16 protein-coding genes are annotated in these 17576 nt (G+C 70.2%); 8 read left to right on the forward strand and 8 right to left on the reverse strand.

What is annotated here, in order from left to right:
- Positions 1-71 precede the first annotated feature (71 nt).
- The 4 genes from acs (at position 72) to O5O46_RS11255 (ending at position 5101) form a co-directional block, all read left to right on the forward strand.
- Positions 72-2042 carry an acetate--CoA ligase gene (gene acs / locus O5O46_RS11240; RefSeq protein WP_269855208.1) on the forward strand — a complete coding sequence of 657 codons (1971 nt, stop codon included), beginning with the start codon at positions 72-74 and terminating at the stop codon, positions 2040-2042.
- Positions 2043-2259: 217 nt separating this feature from the next.
- Positions 2260-3654, forward strand: coding sequence for a Na+/H+ antiporter NhaA (gene nhaA, locus O5O46_RS11245; protein WP_269855209.1), 1395 nt, complete (start codon positions 2260-2262; stop codon positions 3652-3654).
- A gap of 72 nt (positions 3655-3726) precedes the next feature.
- Positions 3727-4167, forward strand: a complete 441-nt coding sequence (locus tag O5O46_RS11250; RefSeq protein WP_269855210.1) for a phage holin family protein — start codon at positions 3727-3729, stop codon at positions 4165-4167.
- A gap of 13 nt (positions 4168-4180) precedes the next feature.
- Complete coding sequence (locus O5O46_RS11255) at positions 4181-5101, forward strand: alpha/beta fold hydrolase (protein ID WP_269855211.1); 921 nt, start codon at positions 4181-4183, stop codon at positions 5099-5101.
- Positions 5102-5506: 405 nt separating this feature from the next.
- Here O5O46_RS11255 and O5O46_RS11265 read toward each other — a convergent pair whose 3' ends face one another.
- Genes O5O46_RS11265 through nth form a run of 3 tightly spaced genes read right to left on the reverse strand, consistent with a single transcriptional unit; the run spans position 5507 to position 8403 of the window.
- Positions 5507-6706: a MarP family serine protease gene (locus O5O46_RS11265; RefSeq protein WP_269855213.1), complete on the reverse strand. Its 1200-nt coding sequence runs from the start codon at positions 6704-6706 to the stop codon at positions 5507-5509.
- Between the two features lie 12 nt (positions 6707-6718).
- Positions 6719-7390: an NUDIX hydrolase gene (locus O5O46_RS11270; RefSeq protein WP_269855214.1), complete on the reverse strand. Its 672-nt coding sequence runs from the start codon at positions 7388-7390 to the stop codon at positions 6719-6721.
- Entirely contained in the window at positions 7387-8403 is a 1017-nt protein-coding gene (gene nth / locus O5O46_RS11275; protein WP_269855560.1) for an endonuclease III, read from the reverse strand. The genes O5O46_RS11270 and nth overlap by 4 nt, the downstream gene beginning before the upstream one ends.
- Positions 8404-8796: 393 nt before the next feature.
- On the opposite strand from nth, the gene O5O46_RS11280 reads away from it, so the two are divergent.
- Positions 8797-9471: a Crp/Fnr family transcriptional regulator gene (locus tag O5O46_RS11280; protein WP_255931744.1), complete on the forward strand. Its 675-nt coding sequence runs from the start codon at positions 8797-8799 to the stop codon at positions 9469-9471.
- A 100-nt stretch (positions 9472-9571) separates the two neighbouring features.
- On the opposite strand, the gene O5O46_RS11285 is transcribed toward O5O46_RS11280, so the two are convergent.
- The 4 genes from O5O46_RS11285 to O5O46_RS11300 form a co-directional block, all read right to left on the reverse strand.
- Positions 9572-10396 carry an MBL fold metallo-hydrolase gene (locus O5O46_RS11285; protein WP_269855215.1) on the reverse strand — a complete coding sequence of 275 codons (825 nt, stop codon included), beginning with the start codon at positions 10394-10396 and terminating at the stop codon, positions 9572-9574.
- The gene (locus O5O46_RS11290; protein ID WP_269855216.1) at positions 10396-11313 is read right to left on the reverse strand and encodes an NUDIX hydrolase; all 918 of its coding nucleotides are present in this window, start codon (positions 11311-11313) and stop codon (positions 10396-10398) included. Before O5O46_RS11290 ends, O5O46_RS11285 begins: the two co-directional genes overlap by 1 nt.
- A 72-nt stretch (positions 11314-11385) precedes the next feature.
- The gene (locus O5O46_RS11295) at positions 11386-11847 is read right to left on the reverse strand and encodes a RidA family protein (protein WP_269855561.1); all 462 of its coding nucleotides are present in this window, start codon (positions 11845-11847) and stop codon (positions 11386-11388) included.
- A gap of 41 nt (positions 11848-11888) precedes the next feature.
- The gene (locus tag O5O46_RS11300; protein WP_017947820.1) at positions 11889-12047 is read right to left on the reverse strand and encodes a DUF4177 domain-containing protein; all 159 of its coding nucleotides are present in this window, start codon (positions 12045-12047) and stop codon (positions 11889-11891) included.
- A 124-nt stretch (positions 12048-12171) separates the two neighbouring features.
- Between O5O46_RS11300 and O5O46_RS11305 the strand changes: the two genes are divergently transcribed.
- The gene (locus O5O46_RS11305) at positions 12172-13233 is read left to right on the forward strand and encodes an ArsA-related P-loop ATPase (RefSeq protein WP_269855217.1); all 1062 of its coding nucleotides are present in this window, start codon (positions 12172-12174) and stop codon (positions 13231-13233) included.
- Entirely contained in the window at positions 13230-14564 is a 1335-nt protein-coding gene (locus O5O46_RS11310) for an ArsA family ATPase (protein WP_269855218.1), read from the forward strand. The genes O5O46_RS11305 and O5O46_RS11310 overlap by 4 nt, the downstream gene beginning before the upstream one ends.
- Here O5O46_RS11310 and O5O46_RS11315 read toward each other — a convergent pair.
- The gene (locus tag O5O46_RS11315) at positions 14546-14875 is read right to left on the reverse strand and encodes a WhiB family transcriptional regulator (protein ID WP_269855219.1); all 330 of its coding nucleotides are present in this window, start codon (positions 14873-14875) and stop codon (positions 14546-14548) included. The two genes, O5O46_RS11310 and O5O46_RS11315, sit on opposite strands and share 19 nt — an antisense overlap.
- Before the next feature lie 395 nt (positions 14876-15270).
- Here O5O46_RS11315 and O5O46_RS11320 point away from each other — a divergent pair, with 395 nt between their 5' ends.
- Positions 15271-17481: a transglycosylase domain-containing protein gene (locus tag O5O46_RS11320; protein ID WP_269855220.1), complete on the forward strand. Its 2211-nt coding sequence runs from the start codon at positions 15271-15273 to the stop codon at positions 17479-17481.
- Positions 17482-17576: the final 95 nt, after the last annotated feature.

The raw sequence follows: 17576 nt of genomic DNA on the forward strand, positions 1-17576 counted from the left end.
CTGATGAGCTATGCCAAGGGACACATTGGGACATCCCTAGGGACATCCTGCGGCCAAGCGGATAAAGGGAGATGGGCGTGAGCAGCAACGAGAGCCTGGCCAACCTGTTGAAGGAGGAGCGGCGTTTCGCACCTCCGGCGGAGTTGGCGGCGGCCGCGAATGTCACCGCTGAGGACTACAAGAAGGCGGCGGCGGACCGGCTGGAGTTCTGGGCCGCCAAGGCCCGTCGGCTGACCTGGGACATCGCGCCCACCGAGACGCTGGACTGGTCGAATCCGCCGTTCGCCAAGTGGTTCGCGGACGGCAAGCTGAACGTGGCCTACAACTGCGTCGACCGGCATGTCGAGGCCGGTCACGGCGACCGGGTCGCCCTGCACTTCGAAGGCGAGCCCGGCGACAGCCGTACCGTGACCTACGCCGAGCTCAGGGACGAGGTGTCCCGGGCGGCCAACGCCCTGACCGAACTCGGTGTCAAGGCGGGCGACCGGGTCGCCATCTATCTGCCGATGATCCCCGAGGCGGTCATCGCGATGCTGGCCTGCGCCCGCATCGGCGCCCCCCACTCGGTGGTCTTCGGCGGCTTCTCGGCGGACGCGCTGGCCACCCGCATCGCGGACGCCGACGCGCGCGTCGTCATCACCGCCGACGGCGGCTACCGGCGCGGCAAGCCCTCGGCGCTCAAGCCCGCCGTGGACGAGGCGCTGACCCGGCCCGGCACCGAGGAGGTGCGCAGCGTCCTGGTCGTCCGCCGCACCGGCCAGGAGACCGCGTGGACCGAGGGCCGCGACGTGTGGTGGCACGACGTCGTCCCCCGCCAGTCGGAGCAGCACACCCCGCAGGCGTTCGACGCCGAGCACCCGCTGTTCATCCTGTACACCTCCGGCACCACAGGAAAGCCGAAGGGCATCCTGCACACCACGGGCGGCTACCTCACCCAGGCGTCCTACACCCACCACGCCGTCTTCGACCTCAAGCCGGAGACCGACGTCTACTGGTGCACCGCGGACATCGGCTGGGTCACCGGCCACTCGTACATCGTGTACGGACCGCTGTCCAACGGCGCCACCCAGGTCCTCTACGAGGGCACCCCGGACACCCCGCACCAGGGTCGTTGGTGGGAGATCATCCAGAAGTACCGCGTCTCCATCCTCTACACCGCCCCCACCGCGATCCGCACCTGCATGAAGTGGGGCGAGGACGTCCCGGCCAAGTTCGACCTGTCCAGCCTGCGGCTGCTGGGTTCGGTGGGCGAGCCGATCAACCCCGAGGCGTGGATCTGGTACCGCAAGCACATCGGCGCCGACCGCACCCCGATCGTGGACACCTGGTGGCAGACCGAGACGGGCGCCATCATGATCAGCCCGCTGCCCGGCGTCACCACCACCAAGCCCGGCTCCGCACAGAACCCCCTGCCGGGCATCTCCGCCACCGTGATCGACGACGAGGGCAACGAGGTGCCCAACGGCTCCGGCGGCTACCTGGTGCTCACCGAGCCATGGCCGTCGATGCTGCGCACCATCTGGGGCGACGACCAGCGCTATCTCGACACGTACTGGTCGCGCTTCGAGAACCGGTACTTCGCGGGCGACGGCGCCAAGAAGGACGATGACGGCGACATCTGGCTGCTGGGCCGGGTCGACGACGTCATGCTGGTCTCCGGGCACAACATCTCGACCACCGAGGTCGAGTCCGCCCTGGTCTCCCACCCCAAGGTGGCCGAGGCCGCGGTGGTCGGCGCCTCCGACCCCACGACCGGTCAGGCCATCGCCGCGTTCGTCATCCTGCGCGGTTCCGCCACCGAGGAGGAGGGCCTGGCCGAGGAGCTGCGGGCGCATGTCGCCAAGGAGCTGGGCCCGATCGCCAAGCCCAAGCGGATCCTGCCGGTGGCCGAGCTGCCCAAGACCCGCTCCGGCAAGATCATGCGCCGACTGCTGCGCGATGTCGCGGAGAACCGGCAGCTCGGTGATGTCACCACGCTGACCGACAGCACCGTGATGGAGCTGATCCAGTCCAAGCTCCCGGCCGCGCCCAGCGAGGACTGAGACCGCCGAAGGACCACGTACGCCATGAGGGGCGCCCGGCAACATGCCGGGCGCCCCTCATGCACTTAATGTGACGATCAGCGGCTAACCCGTTCGAGTTCACCCGGTAAAGTGGCTGGAGCGTCAAGAACACGCAAAGATTTCGGGGTGTGCCGGGAAGTCTGGTCGGCGGGTGCGACAGCCGTATCCAGCCACCGAGCCAGCCGGAGGTCATCTCGTGACACAGCCCCGCCGCCGTTCCGTCTTCCTCGGACGCCTGTCCCTGCCCGAGCGGAACTTCGTGGCGGACGCGCTGCGCACCGAGACGGTCGGCGGCGTCCTGCTGCTGATGGCCGCCGTGGTGGCCCTGATCCTGGCGAACACCCCGCTGAGCAGCGGTTACGTCGCGCTCCGGGACTTCCATCTGGGGCCCGCGGCGCTCCATCTCAATCTGTCGGTGGCCGACTGGGCCAAGGACGGCCTGCTCACGGTCTTCTTCTTCGTGGCGGGCATCGAGCTGAAACGCGAACTGGTCGCGGGCGAGCTGCGCTCCCCGTCGGCCGCCGCGCTGCCGGTGATCGCCGCCGTCTGCGGAATGGCGCTGCCCGCGCTGGTGTACACCACGGTGAGCCTGAGCGGCGGCGGCGACATACGCGGCTGGGCGGTGCCCACGGCCACCGACATCGCGTTCGCGCTCGCCGTGCTGGCGGTGATCGGCACCGCACTGCCGGCGGCGCTGAGAGCGTTCCTGCTCACCCTCGCGGTGGTGGACGACCTCTTCGCCATCCTGATCATCGCGGTCTTCTACAGCGCCAGGATCGACTTCCCGGCCCTCGGTCTCGCCGTGCTCGGACTGCTCGTCTTCTGGCTGCTGCTGCGCAAGCGGGTCCGCGGCTGGTACGTGTATGTGCCACTGGCCCTGGTCATCTGGGCGCTGATGCACGCCAGCGGAGTGCACGCCACCATCGCGGGCGTTGCCATGGGCCTGATGATGCGCTGCACGAAGGACCCCGGAGAAAACGTTTCTCCGGCTGAGCACATCGAGCATGTGGTGCGCCCGTTGTCCGCCGGAATCGCGGTCCCGCTGTTCGCCCTGTTCGCCGCCGGGGTCTCGCTCTCCGGCGGCGCGATCCGGGGCGTCTTCACCGACCCGGAGACGCTCGGCGTGGTCCTCGGCCTGTTCCTGGGCAAGGCTGCCGGAGTCTTCGGCGGCACCTGGTTCGCCGCCCGGTTCACCAAGGCGGAGCTCAACCCCGAACTGGCCTGGGCGGACGTGGCCGCCGTCGCATGCCTGGGCGGCATAGGCTTCACCGTCTCGCTGCTGATCGGCGAGCTGGCCTTCGCCTCCAATCCGGCACTCGCCGACGAGGTCAAGGCGGCGGTACTGATCGGCTCGCTGATATCCGCGGTGGTCGCCGCGACGCTGCTCAAGGTACGCAACACCAAGTACCGGGCGCTGTGCGACGAGGAGGACCGCGACGACGACCAGGACGGCATCCCCGACGTCTACGAAGCGGACAAGCCGGAGTACCACCTGCGGATGGCCGCCATCTTCGAGGCGAAGGCCGCGGAGCACCGCAGACTCGCAGAACTGGCCCGGAGCGGAACTAACGGGGACCATGGTTCAACATGATTCCGGCATGATCGAACGCGACAACGCACCCGATCCACTACGGGGCACGAACCGAATACGACGGAGGACGCGATGAGCGCAGTCGAACGGACCGATGAGCGGAGCCTCGGCCAACTGGTCGCCACGGCCACGGCCGAGCTGTCCGCACTCGTCCACGACGAGATCGCGCTCGCCAAGGCCGAGCTGCGGCAGGACGCCAAGCGCGCCGGAATCGGCGGTGGCGCGATCGCCGGTGCCGGGGTCTTCGCCCTCTTCGCCCTGCCGGTACTGAGCTTCGCGGCGGCGTACGGCATCCACAACCTCGGCCTCGGGCTCGCCTGGTCGTTCCTGATCGTGGGCGCCGCGTACCTGGTCATCGCGGCGGTGTTGGGCGTCTTCGCGCGGGCGAAGTTCAAGAAGGTCAAGCCGCCGGAGCGGTCAATCGCCTCGGCCAAGGAGACCGCCGCCGTGCTCCAGGGCGTCAAGCCGCACCCCCGCTCCCCCGCCGACCACACGCCGACGGGCCAAATGTGACACGCTCTCGGACATGACGGTCGCTGACTCAACAGGTGTACGCCTCGACGGCCCCTGGACCCACCGGGACGTCGCCGCGAACGGCGCCCGGTTCCACATCGCCGAGGTCGGCGACGGCCCTCTGGTCCTGCTGCTGCACGGCTTCCCGCAGTTCTGGTGGACCTGGCGGCACCAGCTCACGGCGCTGGCCGACGCGGGGTTCCGCGCGGTGGCGATGGACCTGCGCGGCGTCGGCGGCAGCGACCGCACCCCGCGCGGCTACGACCCGGGCAACCTCGCCCTGGACGTCACCGGTGTGATCCGCTCGCTCGGCGAGCCGGACGCCGCGCTCGTCGGCCATGACCTGGGCGGCTATCTGGCGTGGACGGCCGCCGTCATGCGGCCCAAGCTGGTGCGCAGGCTGGCGGTCTGCTCGATGCCGCACCCACGGCGCTGGCGCTCCGCGATGCTCGCGGACTTCCGGCAGACCGCCGACAGCTCCTACATCTGGGGCTTCCAACGACCCTGGCTGCCCGAGCGCCAGCTGGTCGCGGACGACGCGGCGCTGGTCGGCCGGCTGATCCGGGAGTGGTCCGGGCCGCGGCTACCGGAAGACGAGGCCGTGGAAACGTATCAACGGGCGATGCGGATCCCGTCCACCGCGCACTGCTCGATCGAGCCGTACCGCTGGCTGGTCCGGTCGATGGCGCGACCGGACGGGGTGCAGTTCTACCGGCGGATGAAGCGGCCGGTGCGGGTGCCCACGCTGCATCTGCACGGTTCGCTGGACCCTGTGCTGCGTACCCGCAGCGCGGCCGGATCCGGGGAGTACGTGGAGGCGCCGTACCGCTGGCGGCTGTTCGACGGGCTCGGACACTTCCCGCACGAGGAGGATCCGGTGGCCTTCTCCACCGAGTTGATCAACTGGCTGAAGGACCCGGAACCGGACAGGTGACACACCGGACGGGTGACACATCAGCCCCTGTCCGGATCCTACTTTCTGACGATCGGCCAAATGCCGGGCGCATAGGCCAATTCGGCGACCGCGAAGTGGTTACCGACCTTGTGGCGCGGGCACGTAGCTCGGTATGGGCTGGACGCACGACTACCGTGACGTATCACGCGACCACCGCGACACCACCGCTACGGGCCGATCGGCGCCCACGGCGGAGCTGCACCACCGGGGCCAGTTGCTGCCCCTCCCACGCATCCTGGGCCGACGCGCCCGGTGGGTGGGCGCCCGGCTGCGCCATTCCGCGCGCAGTTGACGGCGGCACACCCCGAAACACCCACAACGCGCCAGATATCGGACCATTGCCAGGCCCGAGGCCGACCCGTGCCCGCGGCCGAAAACGGACGGCTACAGGGCGCACTCCTGGGTGTCCGCCGCCCGTACCGCGCTGCGGCCCGCGGTGATGTCCTGGGCCACCTCGTGTGCGGTCAGGGCGTACCCGGTGGAGTCGTCGTCAAGTGACTTGGCGAAGACCACCCCGTACACCTTGCCGTCCGGAGTGAGCAGCGGGCCACCGGAGTTGCCCTGCCGCACCTCGGTGTAGAGCGAGTACACATCGCGGCTGACGTTGCCGCGCCGGTAGATGTCGGGCCCGTGCGCCTGGATGCGGGCCCGCACCCGGGCGGCGCGCACGTCGTAGGCGCCGTTCTCCGGGAAGCCGGCGACGATGGCTCCGTCGCCGCTGTGCGCCGGGTGGTTGACGAAGTCCAGCGCGGGCGCGTCGAGTGACGGCACGTCGAGTACGGCGATGTCGCGCTGCCAGTCGTAGAGCACGACCTTGGCGTCGTACTGCCTGCCCTGGCCGCCGACCTGCACCGTCGGGTCCTTCACCCCGCCCACCACATGCGCGTTGGTCATCACCCGGTGCGGGGCGAAGACGAACCCGGACCCTTCCAGTACCTTGCCGCAACTCGGCGCGGTCCCAACGACCTTGACGATGCTGCGCTCGGAGTTGGTCGCCGTGGCACTGGTGGCGAGCTTCGGGTCGGGCGGTCGGACGGAGGTGATCGGCTCGCTGGAGAAGGGGGTGAAGACCTGCGGGAAGCCGTTCTGGGCGAGCGCCGAGGAGAAGTCGGCGAACCACATGTCCGCGCGCTGCGGAATCAGCCGTGAGACGCCGGTGAGTACCTTGGAGGCCCGTACCTCACGGCCGATGGTGGGCAGCGCGGTGCCCGCCAGCGCCGAGCCGATCAGCCAGGCGACCAGCAGCATCGCCAGCACGTTCACCAGCGCGCCGCCGGTGGCGTCAACGGCCCGCGCGGGCGACCAGGTGATGTGTGTGCGCAGCCGGTTTCCCAGATGGGTGGTGAACGCCTGTCCCACGGAGGCGGCGACGATCACCACGACGACCGCGGCGATCGCGCCGTACGTGCCCGGTGGTGCGCTGCCCGTCGCCTGGTCCCAGACCAGTGGAAGGACGTAGACGGCGATCAACCCGCCACCGAGGAAGCCGAGCACGGACAGAATGCCGACCACGAATCCCTGCCGGTAGCCGACAACGGCGAACCACACGGCGGCCAGCAGCAGCAGGATATCCAGCGCGTTCACCGGGATACCGTCTCACGCGCGGGCGCTGAGCGGGACTTCCCTGGCACGGTCCCACGGCCGTTCCCACCCGGAGAAGTGCAGGATCCGGTCGATCAATCCGGCCGTGAACCCCCAGACCAGGACATCTGACACCAGGAACGCGGGACCGCGGAAGCCGCTCGGATGCGTGACGATCCGCCGGTTCTCCGGATCCACCAGATCGGCGACCGGAACGCTGAACACCCGTGCGGTCTCCGCCGGATCGACCGGCCGCACCGGACTCGGCTCGCGCCACCAGCCCAGCACCGGCGTCACCACGAAGCCGCTCACCGGGATGTACAGCCGCGGCAGGACGCCGAAGACCTGCACGCCGAGCGGATCGAGCCCGGTCTCCTCCTGCGCCTCGCGCAGCGCGGCCCGCAGCGGACCCTCCCCTTCCGGGTCACCGTCCACCGGGTCGACCGCACCGCCGGGGAACGACGGCTGCCCGGCGTGCGAGCGCAACTGCCGGGCGCGCTCCATCAACAGCAGCTCAGGGCCGTGCTCCCCCTGCCCGAACAGGATCAGCACCGCGGAGGGACGGCCGCCCGAGTCAGGCGGCAGAAAGCGGCTCAACTGCTCCGGCCGTACGCTCGGCGCCATCTTCGCCACCGGAGCCAGCCAGTCCGGCAGCTCGCTCAGCGACACCTCCGGAGCATCCGTCATTCCGCCCCCAACGCGGGTGCGGGCTTGCCGGGGAAGCCGGGCGGCGGCTTGAGGCGCTGGCCGGCGCCTCCGCTCAACTCGTACTTGAGCAGCTTGGCCGCCTTGGCCGGGTCCGTCTCTCCCTCACCGTACGAGGGACACAGCGGCGCGATCGGGCAGGCGCCGCAGGCGGGCTTGCGCGAGTGGCAGACGCGACGGCCGTGGAAGATCAACCGGTGCGAGAGCATCGTCCACTCGCTCTCGGGGAACAGCGAGCCGACTTCCTGCTCGATCTTCACCGCGTCCTCCGAGGTGGTCCAGCCGAAGCGGCGGGCCAGCCGGCCGAAGTGCGTGTCGACTGTTATGCCTGGGACGCCGAAGGCGTTGCCCAACACGACGTTCGCCGTCTTGCGCCCCACCCCGGGGAGGGTGACCAGGTCCTCCAGCCGGTTGGGCACCTCGCCGCCGAAGCGGTCGCGGATGGCCGCCGAAAGGCCCAGGCAGGACTTGGCCTTCGCCCGGAAGAACCCGGTCGGCCGCAGCAACTGCTCCAGCTCCTCCGGGTCGGCCGCCGCCATCGCCTCCGGGGTCGGGTACTTGGCGAACAGCGCGGGAGTCGTCTGGTTGACCCGCAGATCGGTGGTCTGGGCGGACAGCACGGTGGCGATCAGCAGCTGGAAGGGGTTCTCGAAGTCCAGCTCGGGGTGGGCGTACGGGTAGGCCTCGGCGAGTTCGCGGTTGATCCGCCGCGCCCGGCGCACCAGCGCGGTGCGGGACTCGGGCTTGGCGGCGGCAGCGCCGGCCTTGGCGGGCGCGCTCTTGGCGGCGGTCTTCGCCGCGGCCTTGGCGGCGGGCTTCGTCGCGGCGGTCTTGGCGGTGCGCTTGGCGGCGGTCTTGGCCGTGCGCTTGGCGGCGGCCTTCGCCGTCTTGGCGGGTGCCTTGGCGGCGCTTTCGGCGGTGGCCTTGGACGCGGTCCTGGCCGCCGTCCTGGTGGCGGCCTTCGCCGCGCTCCTGGCGGTCGCCTTGGCGACCATCTTCGCGGCGGCGTCCTCGGCCGCCTTGGAGGTGACCTTGCCGGACCTCCTGGGCGCCCTGTCGGGCGCGTCGGCACCGGGGTCCGCCTTCGCCCCGACTCCGGGCGCGGCCGTACGGGGAGCTTGTTCGCTCACAGCGGAATCAGGGTCGCGGGTCACCCGTACGGACCCTCCACCCTGCTGCTTCTTGCGCGCACTTGGCGTATCAGGCACCCGGCCAGCCTAAGCCTCGGCACCGACATCCGCCCTTGACCATCACGATTCGCGGCACAATCCGACCCCGAAGGACACGGGCGCGGCACTATAGGTCACACTTGTGATCGATAGCACTGTTTTACCGTCCGGCATTATGGGGACTGGACACGGTCGGTGAAATCAACAAGGAGAGACCTCGTGGACGACGTTCTGCGGCGCGCTCCGCTGTTCGCGGCGCTAGACGATGAGCAGGCCGCTGAGCTGCGCGCCTCCATGACGGAGGTCACCCTCGCGCGGGGTGACTCCCTCTTCCACGAAGGCGACCCGGGCGACCGGCTCTACGTGGTCACCGAGGGCAAGGTGAAGCTGCACCGCACCTCACCGGACGGCCGGGAGAACATGCTCGCGGTACTGGGCCCCGCCGAGATGATCGGCGAGCTGTCCCTCTTCGACCCGGGCCCGCGCACCGCCACCGCGACCGCGCTGACCGAGGTCAAGCTGCTGGGGCTGGGCCACGGTGACCTCCAGGTGTGGATCAACGCCCGGCCCGAGGTCTCGGTCGCGCTGCTGCGCGCCGTCGCCCGGCGCCTGCGCCGCACCAACGACAACATGTCGGACCTGGTCTTCTCCGACGTGCCCGGCCGCGTGGCCAAGGCGCTGCTCGACCTGTCGCGCCGGTTCGGCGTGCAGTCCGACGAGGGCATCCACGTCGTGCACGACCTGACGCAGGAGGAGCTGGCCCAACTGGTCGGCGCCTCGCGCGAGACGGTCAACAAGGCGCTCGCCGACTTCGCGGGCCGCGGCTGGCTGCGTCTGGAGGCGCGCGCCGTGATCCTGCTGGACGTCGAGCGACTGGCCAAGCGGTCCCGCTGACGCCCGGTCGTCACGGGTTGGTGCGGGGGCTTCGCCCCCGCGCCCCGCGCTGTTGAGGTTCCCTATCCCGGGTCGCGCCCCCCGTGGGGCCTCGCCCGCCTCAGATGAGGCCGTGTTCGCGCAGGTAGTCGAGCTGGGCCCGTACGGACAGTTCGGCGGCGGGCCACAGGCCGCGGTCGACGTCCGCGTAGACCTGGGCGACGACCTGCGCGGGCGTGGTGTGGCCCTGCTCCACCGCGGTCTCCACCTGGGCGAGCCGGTGGGCGCGGTGCGCCAGGTAGTACTCGACGGCGCCGCGTGCGTCGGACAGCACCGGGCCATGCCCGGGCAGAATCGTTTCCACGGCCCCGTCAGCGGTCAGCGCCCGCAACCGGCGCAGCGAGTCCAAGTAGTCGCCGAGCCGCCCGTCGGGGTGGGCCACCACGGTCGTACCGCGCCCGAGAACCGTGTCGCCGGTCAACACCGCCCGGTCCGCGGGCAGTTGGAAGCACAGCGAGTCCGCCGTATGGCCCGGCGTCGGCACCACCCGCAGTTCGAGCCCGCCGGTGCTGATCACATCGCCGGCCGCCAGGCCCTCGTCGCCGAGCCGCAGCGCCGGGTCCAGCGCGCGGACGTTGCTCCGGGTCAGCTCGGCGAACCGCGCGGCGCCCGCGGCGTGGTCCGGGTGGCCGTGGGTCAGCAGCGTGAGCGCGACGCGCTTGCCCATGCTCTCGGCGACGGCCAGCACATTGCGCAGATGCGTCTCGTCCCGCGGCCCCGGGTCGATCGCCACGGCGAGGTCGGAGTCGGGCTCGCAGACCAGCCAGGTGTTCGTACCGTCCAGCGTCATCGGCGAGGGGTTCGGCGCCAGCACGCACACCGCGCGCGCGGTCGCGGGCCCGCCGACGGAGGGCTGGGGGGCGCCGGGCAGTATCGCGGCGGTCATCACTCGGCTCCTCGGGTGTCGTCCGCGGCGACGTCCCCGGACGACCGCCTCGGTATGCGTCGGGTGAACTCGTCGTGCCCGGGCCAGCTCAACACGATCTCCTCGCCGTCGAGTTGGGCGCGCGCCAGCACCGGTTCCAGGTCGCGGGCACCGCAGTCGGCGTGGGCGGCGGCGACGGACCCGTACCGGGCCAGCGGCCGCAGCGTGGCGATGGTCGGCGGCATCATCAGCAACTCGCCCTGGTCGTAACCGGATGCCGCCTCCCGGGGCAGCAGCCACGCCGTGCGGTCCGCCTCACCGGAGACGTCGCGGGTGCGCTGGCCTTCGGGCAGCGCCGCCAGGAAGAACCACGTGTCATAGCGCCGCTCCTCGAACTCCGGGGTGATCCACCGCGCCCAGGGGCCCAGCAGATCGGACCGCAGCACCAGTTCACGGCGTGCCAGGAAATCGGCGAACGAGAACTCACGGCTGACCAGCGCCCGGCGGTCCGCCTCCCAGTCCTCGCCCGTGGTGTCCGCCACGACCGAGTCGGCGTCCGGACCGGCGAGCAGCACCCCGGACTCCTCGAACGTCTCCCGTACGGCCGCGCACACGACGGCCTGCGCGGTCGCCCCCGGGTCGCCGTCCGACGTCAGCCCGAGCCGCTCCGCCCACACCCGCGGCGGCGGCCCCGCCCAGCCGACGGGGCGCTCGTCGCGCGGGTCGACACCGCCGCCCGGATACGCGTACGCGCCTCCGGCGAAGGCCATGGAGGCGCGTCTGCGCAGCATGTGGACCTGCGGTCCGGCCGCGGAGTCCCGCAGCAGCAGGACGGTCGCGGCCCGGCGCGGTGGTACGGGCGTGAGCGCACCGCCCGCGAGGGCGCGGATCCGGTCCGGCCAGGTCGACGGGAACCACTGCCCGTTGGTCGTGGTCATGCCGTAACGCTATCGCTGGATGTCCGCTATTTCTCCCCCGGTTCCGGTCCGGCCGGGCTCGCGGACCGCGGGCTACTCGACCTCGACCTGGATCTCCACCTCGACCGGCGCGTCCAGCGGCAGCACCGCGACGCCCACCGCGCTGCGCGCGTGCACGCCCTTGTCGCCCAGCACCTCGCCCAGCAGTTCGCTGGCGCCGTTGAGCACGCCCGGCTGGCCGGTGAAGTCCGGCGCGGAGGCGACGAAGCCGACCACCTTCACGACCCGCTTGACGCGGTCCAGGTCGCCGATGACCGACTTGACCGCGGCCAGCGCGTTGAGCGCGCAGGTACGGGCCAGGTCCTTGGCCTCCTCGGCGGTGACCTCCGCACCCACCTTGCCGGTGAGCGGCAAGGTCCCGTCCACCATCGGGAGCTGGCCCGCGGTGAAGACGTAGCTGCCGGACTGGACGGCGGGCTGGTAGGCGGCCAGCGGAGGAACGACGTCCGGAAGCTTCAGACCGAGCGAGCCGATCTTCTCCTCAACCGCGCTCATGCCCGCCCGTCCGCCCTCGTTCGAGGCGCTTCGCGGCGCAGTCATGACTTCTCCCTCTTGAGGTAGGCCACCAGCTGCTCGGGGTTGTTCGGCCCGGGAACGACCTGGACGAGTTCCCATCCGTCCTCGCCCCAGGTGTCCAGGATCTGCTTCGTGGCGTGTACGAGCAGCGGCACAGTCGCGTATTCCCACTTGGTCATGGCTGTGACTGTAATGCCTCGTCCCGGCGCCACCGCCGCCAGACCACCACGAGCCGCACGGCCGACGCGAGAGCCGACCCGGCCCGGTGCGTAGATCCAGAACCGACTGGTTAGGCTCACAAGGGTGAGCGCCCAACACTCAGCCGCGCCGCCGGCGGCGGCCGCGCAGCAGGCGACCCGGCTCCACATCGTGACGGGCAAGGGCGGGACCGGGAAGACCACGGTCGCCGCCGCCCTCGCGCTCGCCCTCGCGGACGAGGGGAAGCGCACCCTCCTGGTCGAGGTCGAGGGGCGGGGCGGCATCGCCCAACTCTTCGAGACGGAAGCGCTGCCGTATGAGGAGCGCAAGATCGCCGTGGCGCCCGGCGGCGGGGACGTCCACGCCCTGGCGATCGACCCCGAGCTGGCGCTGCTCGACTACCTGGACATGTTCTACAAGCTGGGCCGGGCCGGCCGCGCCCTGAAGAAACTCGGCGCGATCGACTTCGCGACCACGATCGCGCCCGGCCTGCGGGACGTCCTGCTGACCGGCAAGGCGTGCGAGGCGGTGCGCCGCAAGGGCACGTCCGGCGGACGGGCCTACGACGCGGTCGTGATGGACGCCCCGCCGACCGGGCGCATCACCCGCTTCCTCAACGTGAACGACGAGGTGGCGGGCCTGGCCCGGTTCGGCCCGATACACAACCAGGCGCAGGCCGTCATGCGGGTGCTCAAGTCGGCCGAGACGGCGGTGCACCTGGTGACACTGCTGGAGGAGATGCCGGTCCAGGAGACGGTGGACGGTGTCGCCGAACTGCGCGCCGCCGGGCTGCCGGTGGGCGCGGTGGTGGTCAACATGCTGCGCCCCGCGGTACTGGACGAGGCGGCGGTGCGCATCGCCTCCAGCACGGAGCGGCGCGGTCACCGTGCGGCGGTGGCCAAGGCCCTGTCCCAGGCGGGCCTCGGCGGCGCGCGCCGCGGCGGGCTGGCGGAACGGCTGGTGGACCCCCTGCTGGAGCAGGCGCGCGAGCACGCGGAGCGGGTGGCGCTGGAGCGCCGCGAACGCGCCGAGATCGAGGGGCTGGGCCTGCCGACGTACGAACTGGAACTGCTCGGTGACGGCATCGAGGTGGGCGGCCTGTACCGGCTGGCCAACTCGCTGCGGGAACAAGGGATCGCGGGTACGCAGAGGAAGGGCGGGCGATGAGCTGGCAGGCCCCGTTGCTCGACATCGATCCGCTGCTCGACGACCGTGAGACGCGGATCATCGTGTGTTGCGGCTCGGGCGGGGTGGGCAAGACCACGACGGCCGCGGCCCTGGGGCTGCGTGCGGCCGAGCGCGGCCGGACGGTCGTGGTGCTGACCATCGACCCGGCGCGGCGTCTCGCGCAGTCGATGGGGCTCACCGAACTGGACAACACACCGCGCCGGGTGGACGGCATCGACGAGTCCGCGGGCGGTCAACTGCACGCGATGATGCTGGACATGAAGCGGACGTTCGATGAGATCGTCGTCCAGCACGCCGAGCCGGAGCGCGCCCAGGCGATCTTGGAGAACCCGTTCTACCAGTCGCTTTCCGCGGGTTTCGCGGGCACGCAGGAGTACATGGCCATGGAGAAGCTCGGCCAGCTGCGGGCCCGCGACGAGTGGGACCTGATCATCGTGGACACCCCGCCGAGCCGCTCCGCGCTGGACTTCCTGGACGCCCCCAAGCGCCTCGGCTCGTTCCTCGACGGCAAGTTCATCAAATTGCTGATGGCCCCGGCGAAGGCGGGCGGACGCGCCGGGATGAAGTTCCTCAACGTCGGGCTGTCGATGATGACCGGCGCGCTGAACAAGGTGGTCGGCGCGCATCTGCTGCGGGACGTGCAGACGTTCGTGGCGGCGATGGACACCATGTTCGGCGGCTTCCGCAAGCGCGCGGACGCCACCTACCGGCTGCTCCAGGCGCCCGGTACGGCGTTCCTCGTGGTGGCGGCGCCGGAGCGGGACGCGCTGCGCGAGGCCTCGTACTTCGTGGAGCGGCTGGCGGCGGAGCGCATGCCGTTGGCCGGGCTGGTGCTGAACCGGGTGCACGCCAGCGGTGCGGCGCGGTTGACGGCGGAACGGGCGCTCGCCGCCGCCGAGGCGTTGGAGGATTTGGCGGCGGAGTGGCCCGGCGCCGGAGATCCGGCGCCAAGTGCCGTCACTACTGCGGAAGTTGGCGATCCGGTGGACTGCCCCGCCGTGGAAAATCTTACCGACGGCCGGATTGCCGATCACGTCACAGGGAAAACTGAGGGCAAGACCTTCACCGAGGAGATCCTCGCCGAGCCGGACGGGCTGCCCGCGGAGAGCCTGGCGGCGGGCCTGCTGCGGCTGCACGCGGAGCGGATGCAGGTGGTGGCCCGGGAGGGCCGCACCCGCGACCGTTTCGCCTCGGTGCATCCGGACGTGCCCGTCGCCGAAGTCGCCGCGCTGCCCGGTGACGTACACGACCTGGAGGGTCTGCGGGCGGTGGGAGAGCGGTTGGCGAACGGTCAGCCGGCCGCCGCGTAGTCCTCTTCCACCTCGGCGGTCAGCAGGCCCATGCTGCGCTCGTACTCATGGCGGGCGGTCTCCAGCAGTCTGCGCCACGAGGTGACCGTCGGGCGGCGGCGCAGCAGTGCCCTGCGCTCGCGCTCGGTCATCCCACCCCACACGCCGAACTCCACGCGGTTGTCGAGCGCGTCCGCCAGGCACTCGGTACGCACCGGGCATCCGGTGCACACCGCCTTGGCCCTGTTCTGCGCCGCCCCCTGGACGAACAGTTCGTCCGGATCTGTGGTGCGGCACGCTGCCTGCGCGCTCCAGTCGGTAACCCAGCTCATGCTGGCGCCGTCCTCTCCCGAATCGGGGCTCCCCCACGGCGGCAGCGGCATATTCACCGTCGCCAGTTGAGGACGTTACGGAAGGAGGACACGGCACAACAGCCCTTTCAGGCCCAATCTTGAATGGCCCGAATGGACTATGCGTGCGCGACAGATCACCCAACGGAGTGAGCGTGTTTCGGAGCCGCTTTCAAACCGGCAACTCGGGGCATAACGGTCACATTGCCCGGGATATTGCTCAAGGCCCCTGGCATATGCCGGAATCGGGACAGTTCTCATCACCCACAAGAGTGACGATGAGAGGCAAACGCCCGACTCACTGACGCGTCCGTCTTCCACAGGTTAGGCGAACAGGTGGGCGTACGTCCTCAGAATCGACACGTAGGCTGCTCCCCATGGCCTACAAGCGCTCCGGCGGGGGTCTGGCGACGACCCGGCAAGCCGCCAAGTTCCTCGGTGTCAGTGTGCTGTCCGGGGTGGTGCTGGCAGGCATCGCGCTGCCCGCCACCGGCGCCATCGGGCTGTCCGCCAAGGGCACGGTCGCGGACTTCAACGCGCTGCCCGGCGAACTCAAGCGCCCGCCGCTGAGCCAGGCGACGAAGATCCTGGACGCCAACGGGGGCCTGATCGCCACCGTCTATTCGCGCGACCGCACCTCGGTTCCGCTCAGCCAGATCAACCCGGCCATGCAGAAGGCGATCGTCGCGATCGAGGACTCGCGCTATTGGCAGCACGGCGCGATCGACATGAAGGGCATTCTGCGCGCGCTCAACTCCAACGCCGCGTCGGGCGGCGTCTCCCAGGGCGCCTCCACGCTCACCCAGCAGTACGTCAAGAACGTGTTCATCGAGGAGGCCGGTGACGACCCCGACAAGGTCGCACAGGCCACCCAGCAGACCATCGGCCGCAAGATCAAGGAACTGAAGTACGCGATCCAGGTCGAGAAGGAACTGGGCAAGAAGCAGATCCTGGAGAACTACCTCAACATCACGTTCTTCGGCGAACAGGCGTACGGCATTCAAGCGGCTGCCCAGCGGTACTTCAGCACGGACGCCAAGGATCTGACCCTCGACGAGGCGGCCCTGTTGGCTGGAATCGTTCAGTCACCGACCCACTACGATCCGATCGCCTACCCCAAGGAGGCGATCACGCGCCGGAACACGGTGCTCAAGCGGATGGCCGACCTCGGCGACATCACCCGAGCGCAGGCCACCGCGGCGCAGGCCAAGCCGCTGGGCCTGAAGCCCAGCACCCCGAGGAACGGCTGCATCACCGCCGTCAGCGGCGCGGGCTTCTTCTGCGACTACGTGCGCGAGACCTTCCTGAACAACCCGGTCTTCGGCAAGACCCGGGAGGACCGCGCCAAGCGCTGGACCACCGGCGGCATGACGATCAGGACCACACTGGACCCGCAGGCCCAGCAGTCCGTCCAGGCCTCCATCCAGAAGCACGTCTACGAGACCGACCCGGTGGCCACCGCCGTGACCCTGGTGCAGCCAGGCACCGGCAAGATCGTGGCGATGGGCCAGTCGCGGCCCTACGGCTTCGGGCAGAACGAGACCCAGATCAACTACAACGTGGACCAGTCGATGGGCGGCGGCCGGGGCTTCCAGTCCGGTTCGACGTTCAAGCCCATCACGGCCGCGGCGGCGATCGACGGCGGCACCAATCCCAACACCGTTTATCCGGCGCCGTACTCGATGACGTACCCGAGCCCGGTCAACACCTGCGGCAAGCCCTGGGTCAACACCTACGGCTCGACGCTGTCCAACGAGGACAAGTCCGAGGTCGGGCCGATGAACATGCAGAAGGCCACGGCCCTTTCGGTCAACACGTACTACGTGCAACTCATCAGCGACATCGGGGTCTGCCCGGTGACGCAGATGGCCTCGAAGATGGGTGTGCACCGGGCGGACGGCAACCCGATCGACCAGGTGCCGTCGATCACCCTGGGCACCCAGGAGGTCAGTCCGCTGACCATGGCCGCGGCGTACGCCACCTTCGCCAACCACGGCGTCTACTGCACACCGGTCGCCATCGAGTCGATCACCGACGCCAACGGCAAGTCGATGCCCGTACCGCAGAGTTCCTGCACCCAGGCCATGTCGGAGAACACCGCCTCGACGCTCAACACCCTCCTCAAGGGCGTGGTCGAGGACGGCACCGGCAAGCAGGCCGGGCTGCCCGACCGGGACAGCGCGGGCAAGACCGGTACCACGGACAGCCGTTACGCCGCCTGGTTCGTCGGCTACACCTCGAACATGGCCGGTGCGGTCTGGGTCGGCAGCCCCTCGAAGAACCTGTCGATGACCAACATCACCATCGGTGGCGTCTACCACGACAAGGTCTTCGGCGCCGACACCCCGGGCCCGATCTGGAAGGACGCCATGAGCGGCGCCCTCGCGGGCACCCCGGCCGGGAGCCTGCCCACGGTCCCGCTGGCGGGCGGCAACCCGCCGGGCGGCAGCCAGAACCCCAGCCCGAACCCTGGCGACCAGGGGAAGGGCAAGGGCCATGGAAACGGCGGCAACGCGTTCCCGTGGCCGACCATCAGCCTGCCGCCGGGTCTGCTGGGCGGCGGCCAGAACGGCGGCAACTGGCCGTAGGAGCAGGACCTGTGACGTGTTTCACGTGAAACAGGCGTTCTAACGACAGGTGGGGCGCCCCCGGAACTCCGGGGGCGCCCCACCTGTGAGCTTTT

The sequence above is a fragment of the Streptomyces sp. RPT161 genome (assembly GCF_027533845.1).
Lineage (GTDB): Bacteria > Actinomycetota > Actinomycetes > Streptomycetales > Streptomycetaceae > Streptantibioticus_A > Streptantibioticus_A silvisoli_A.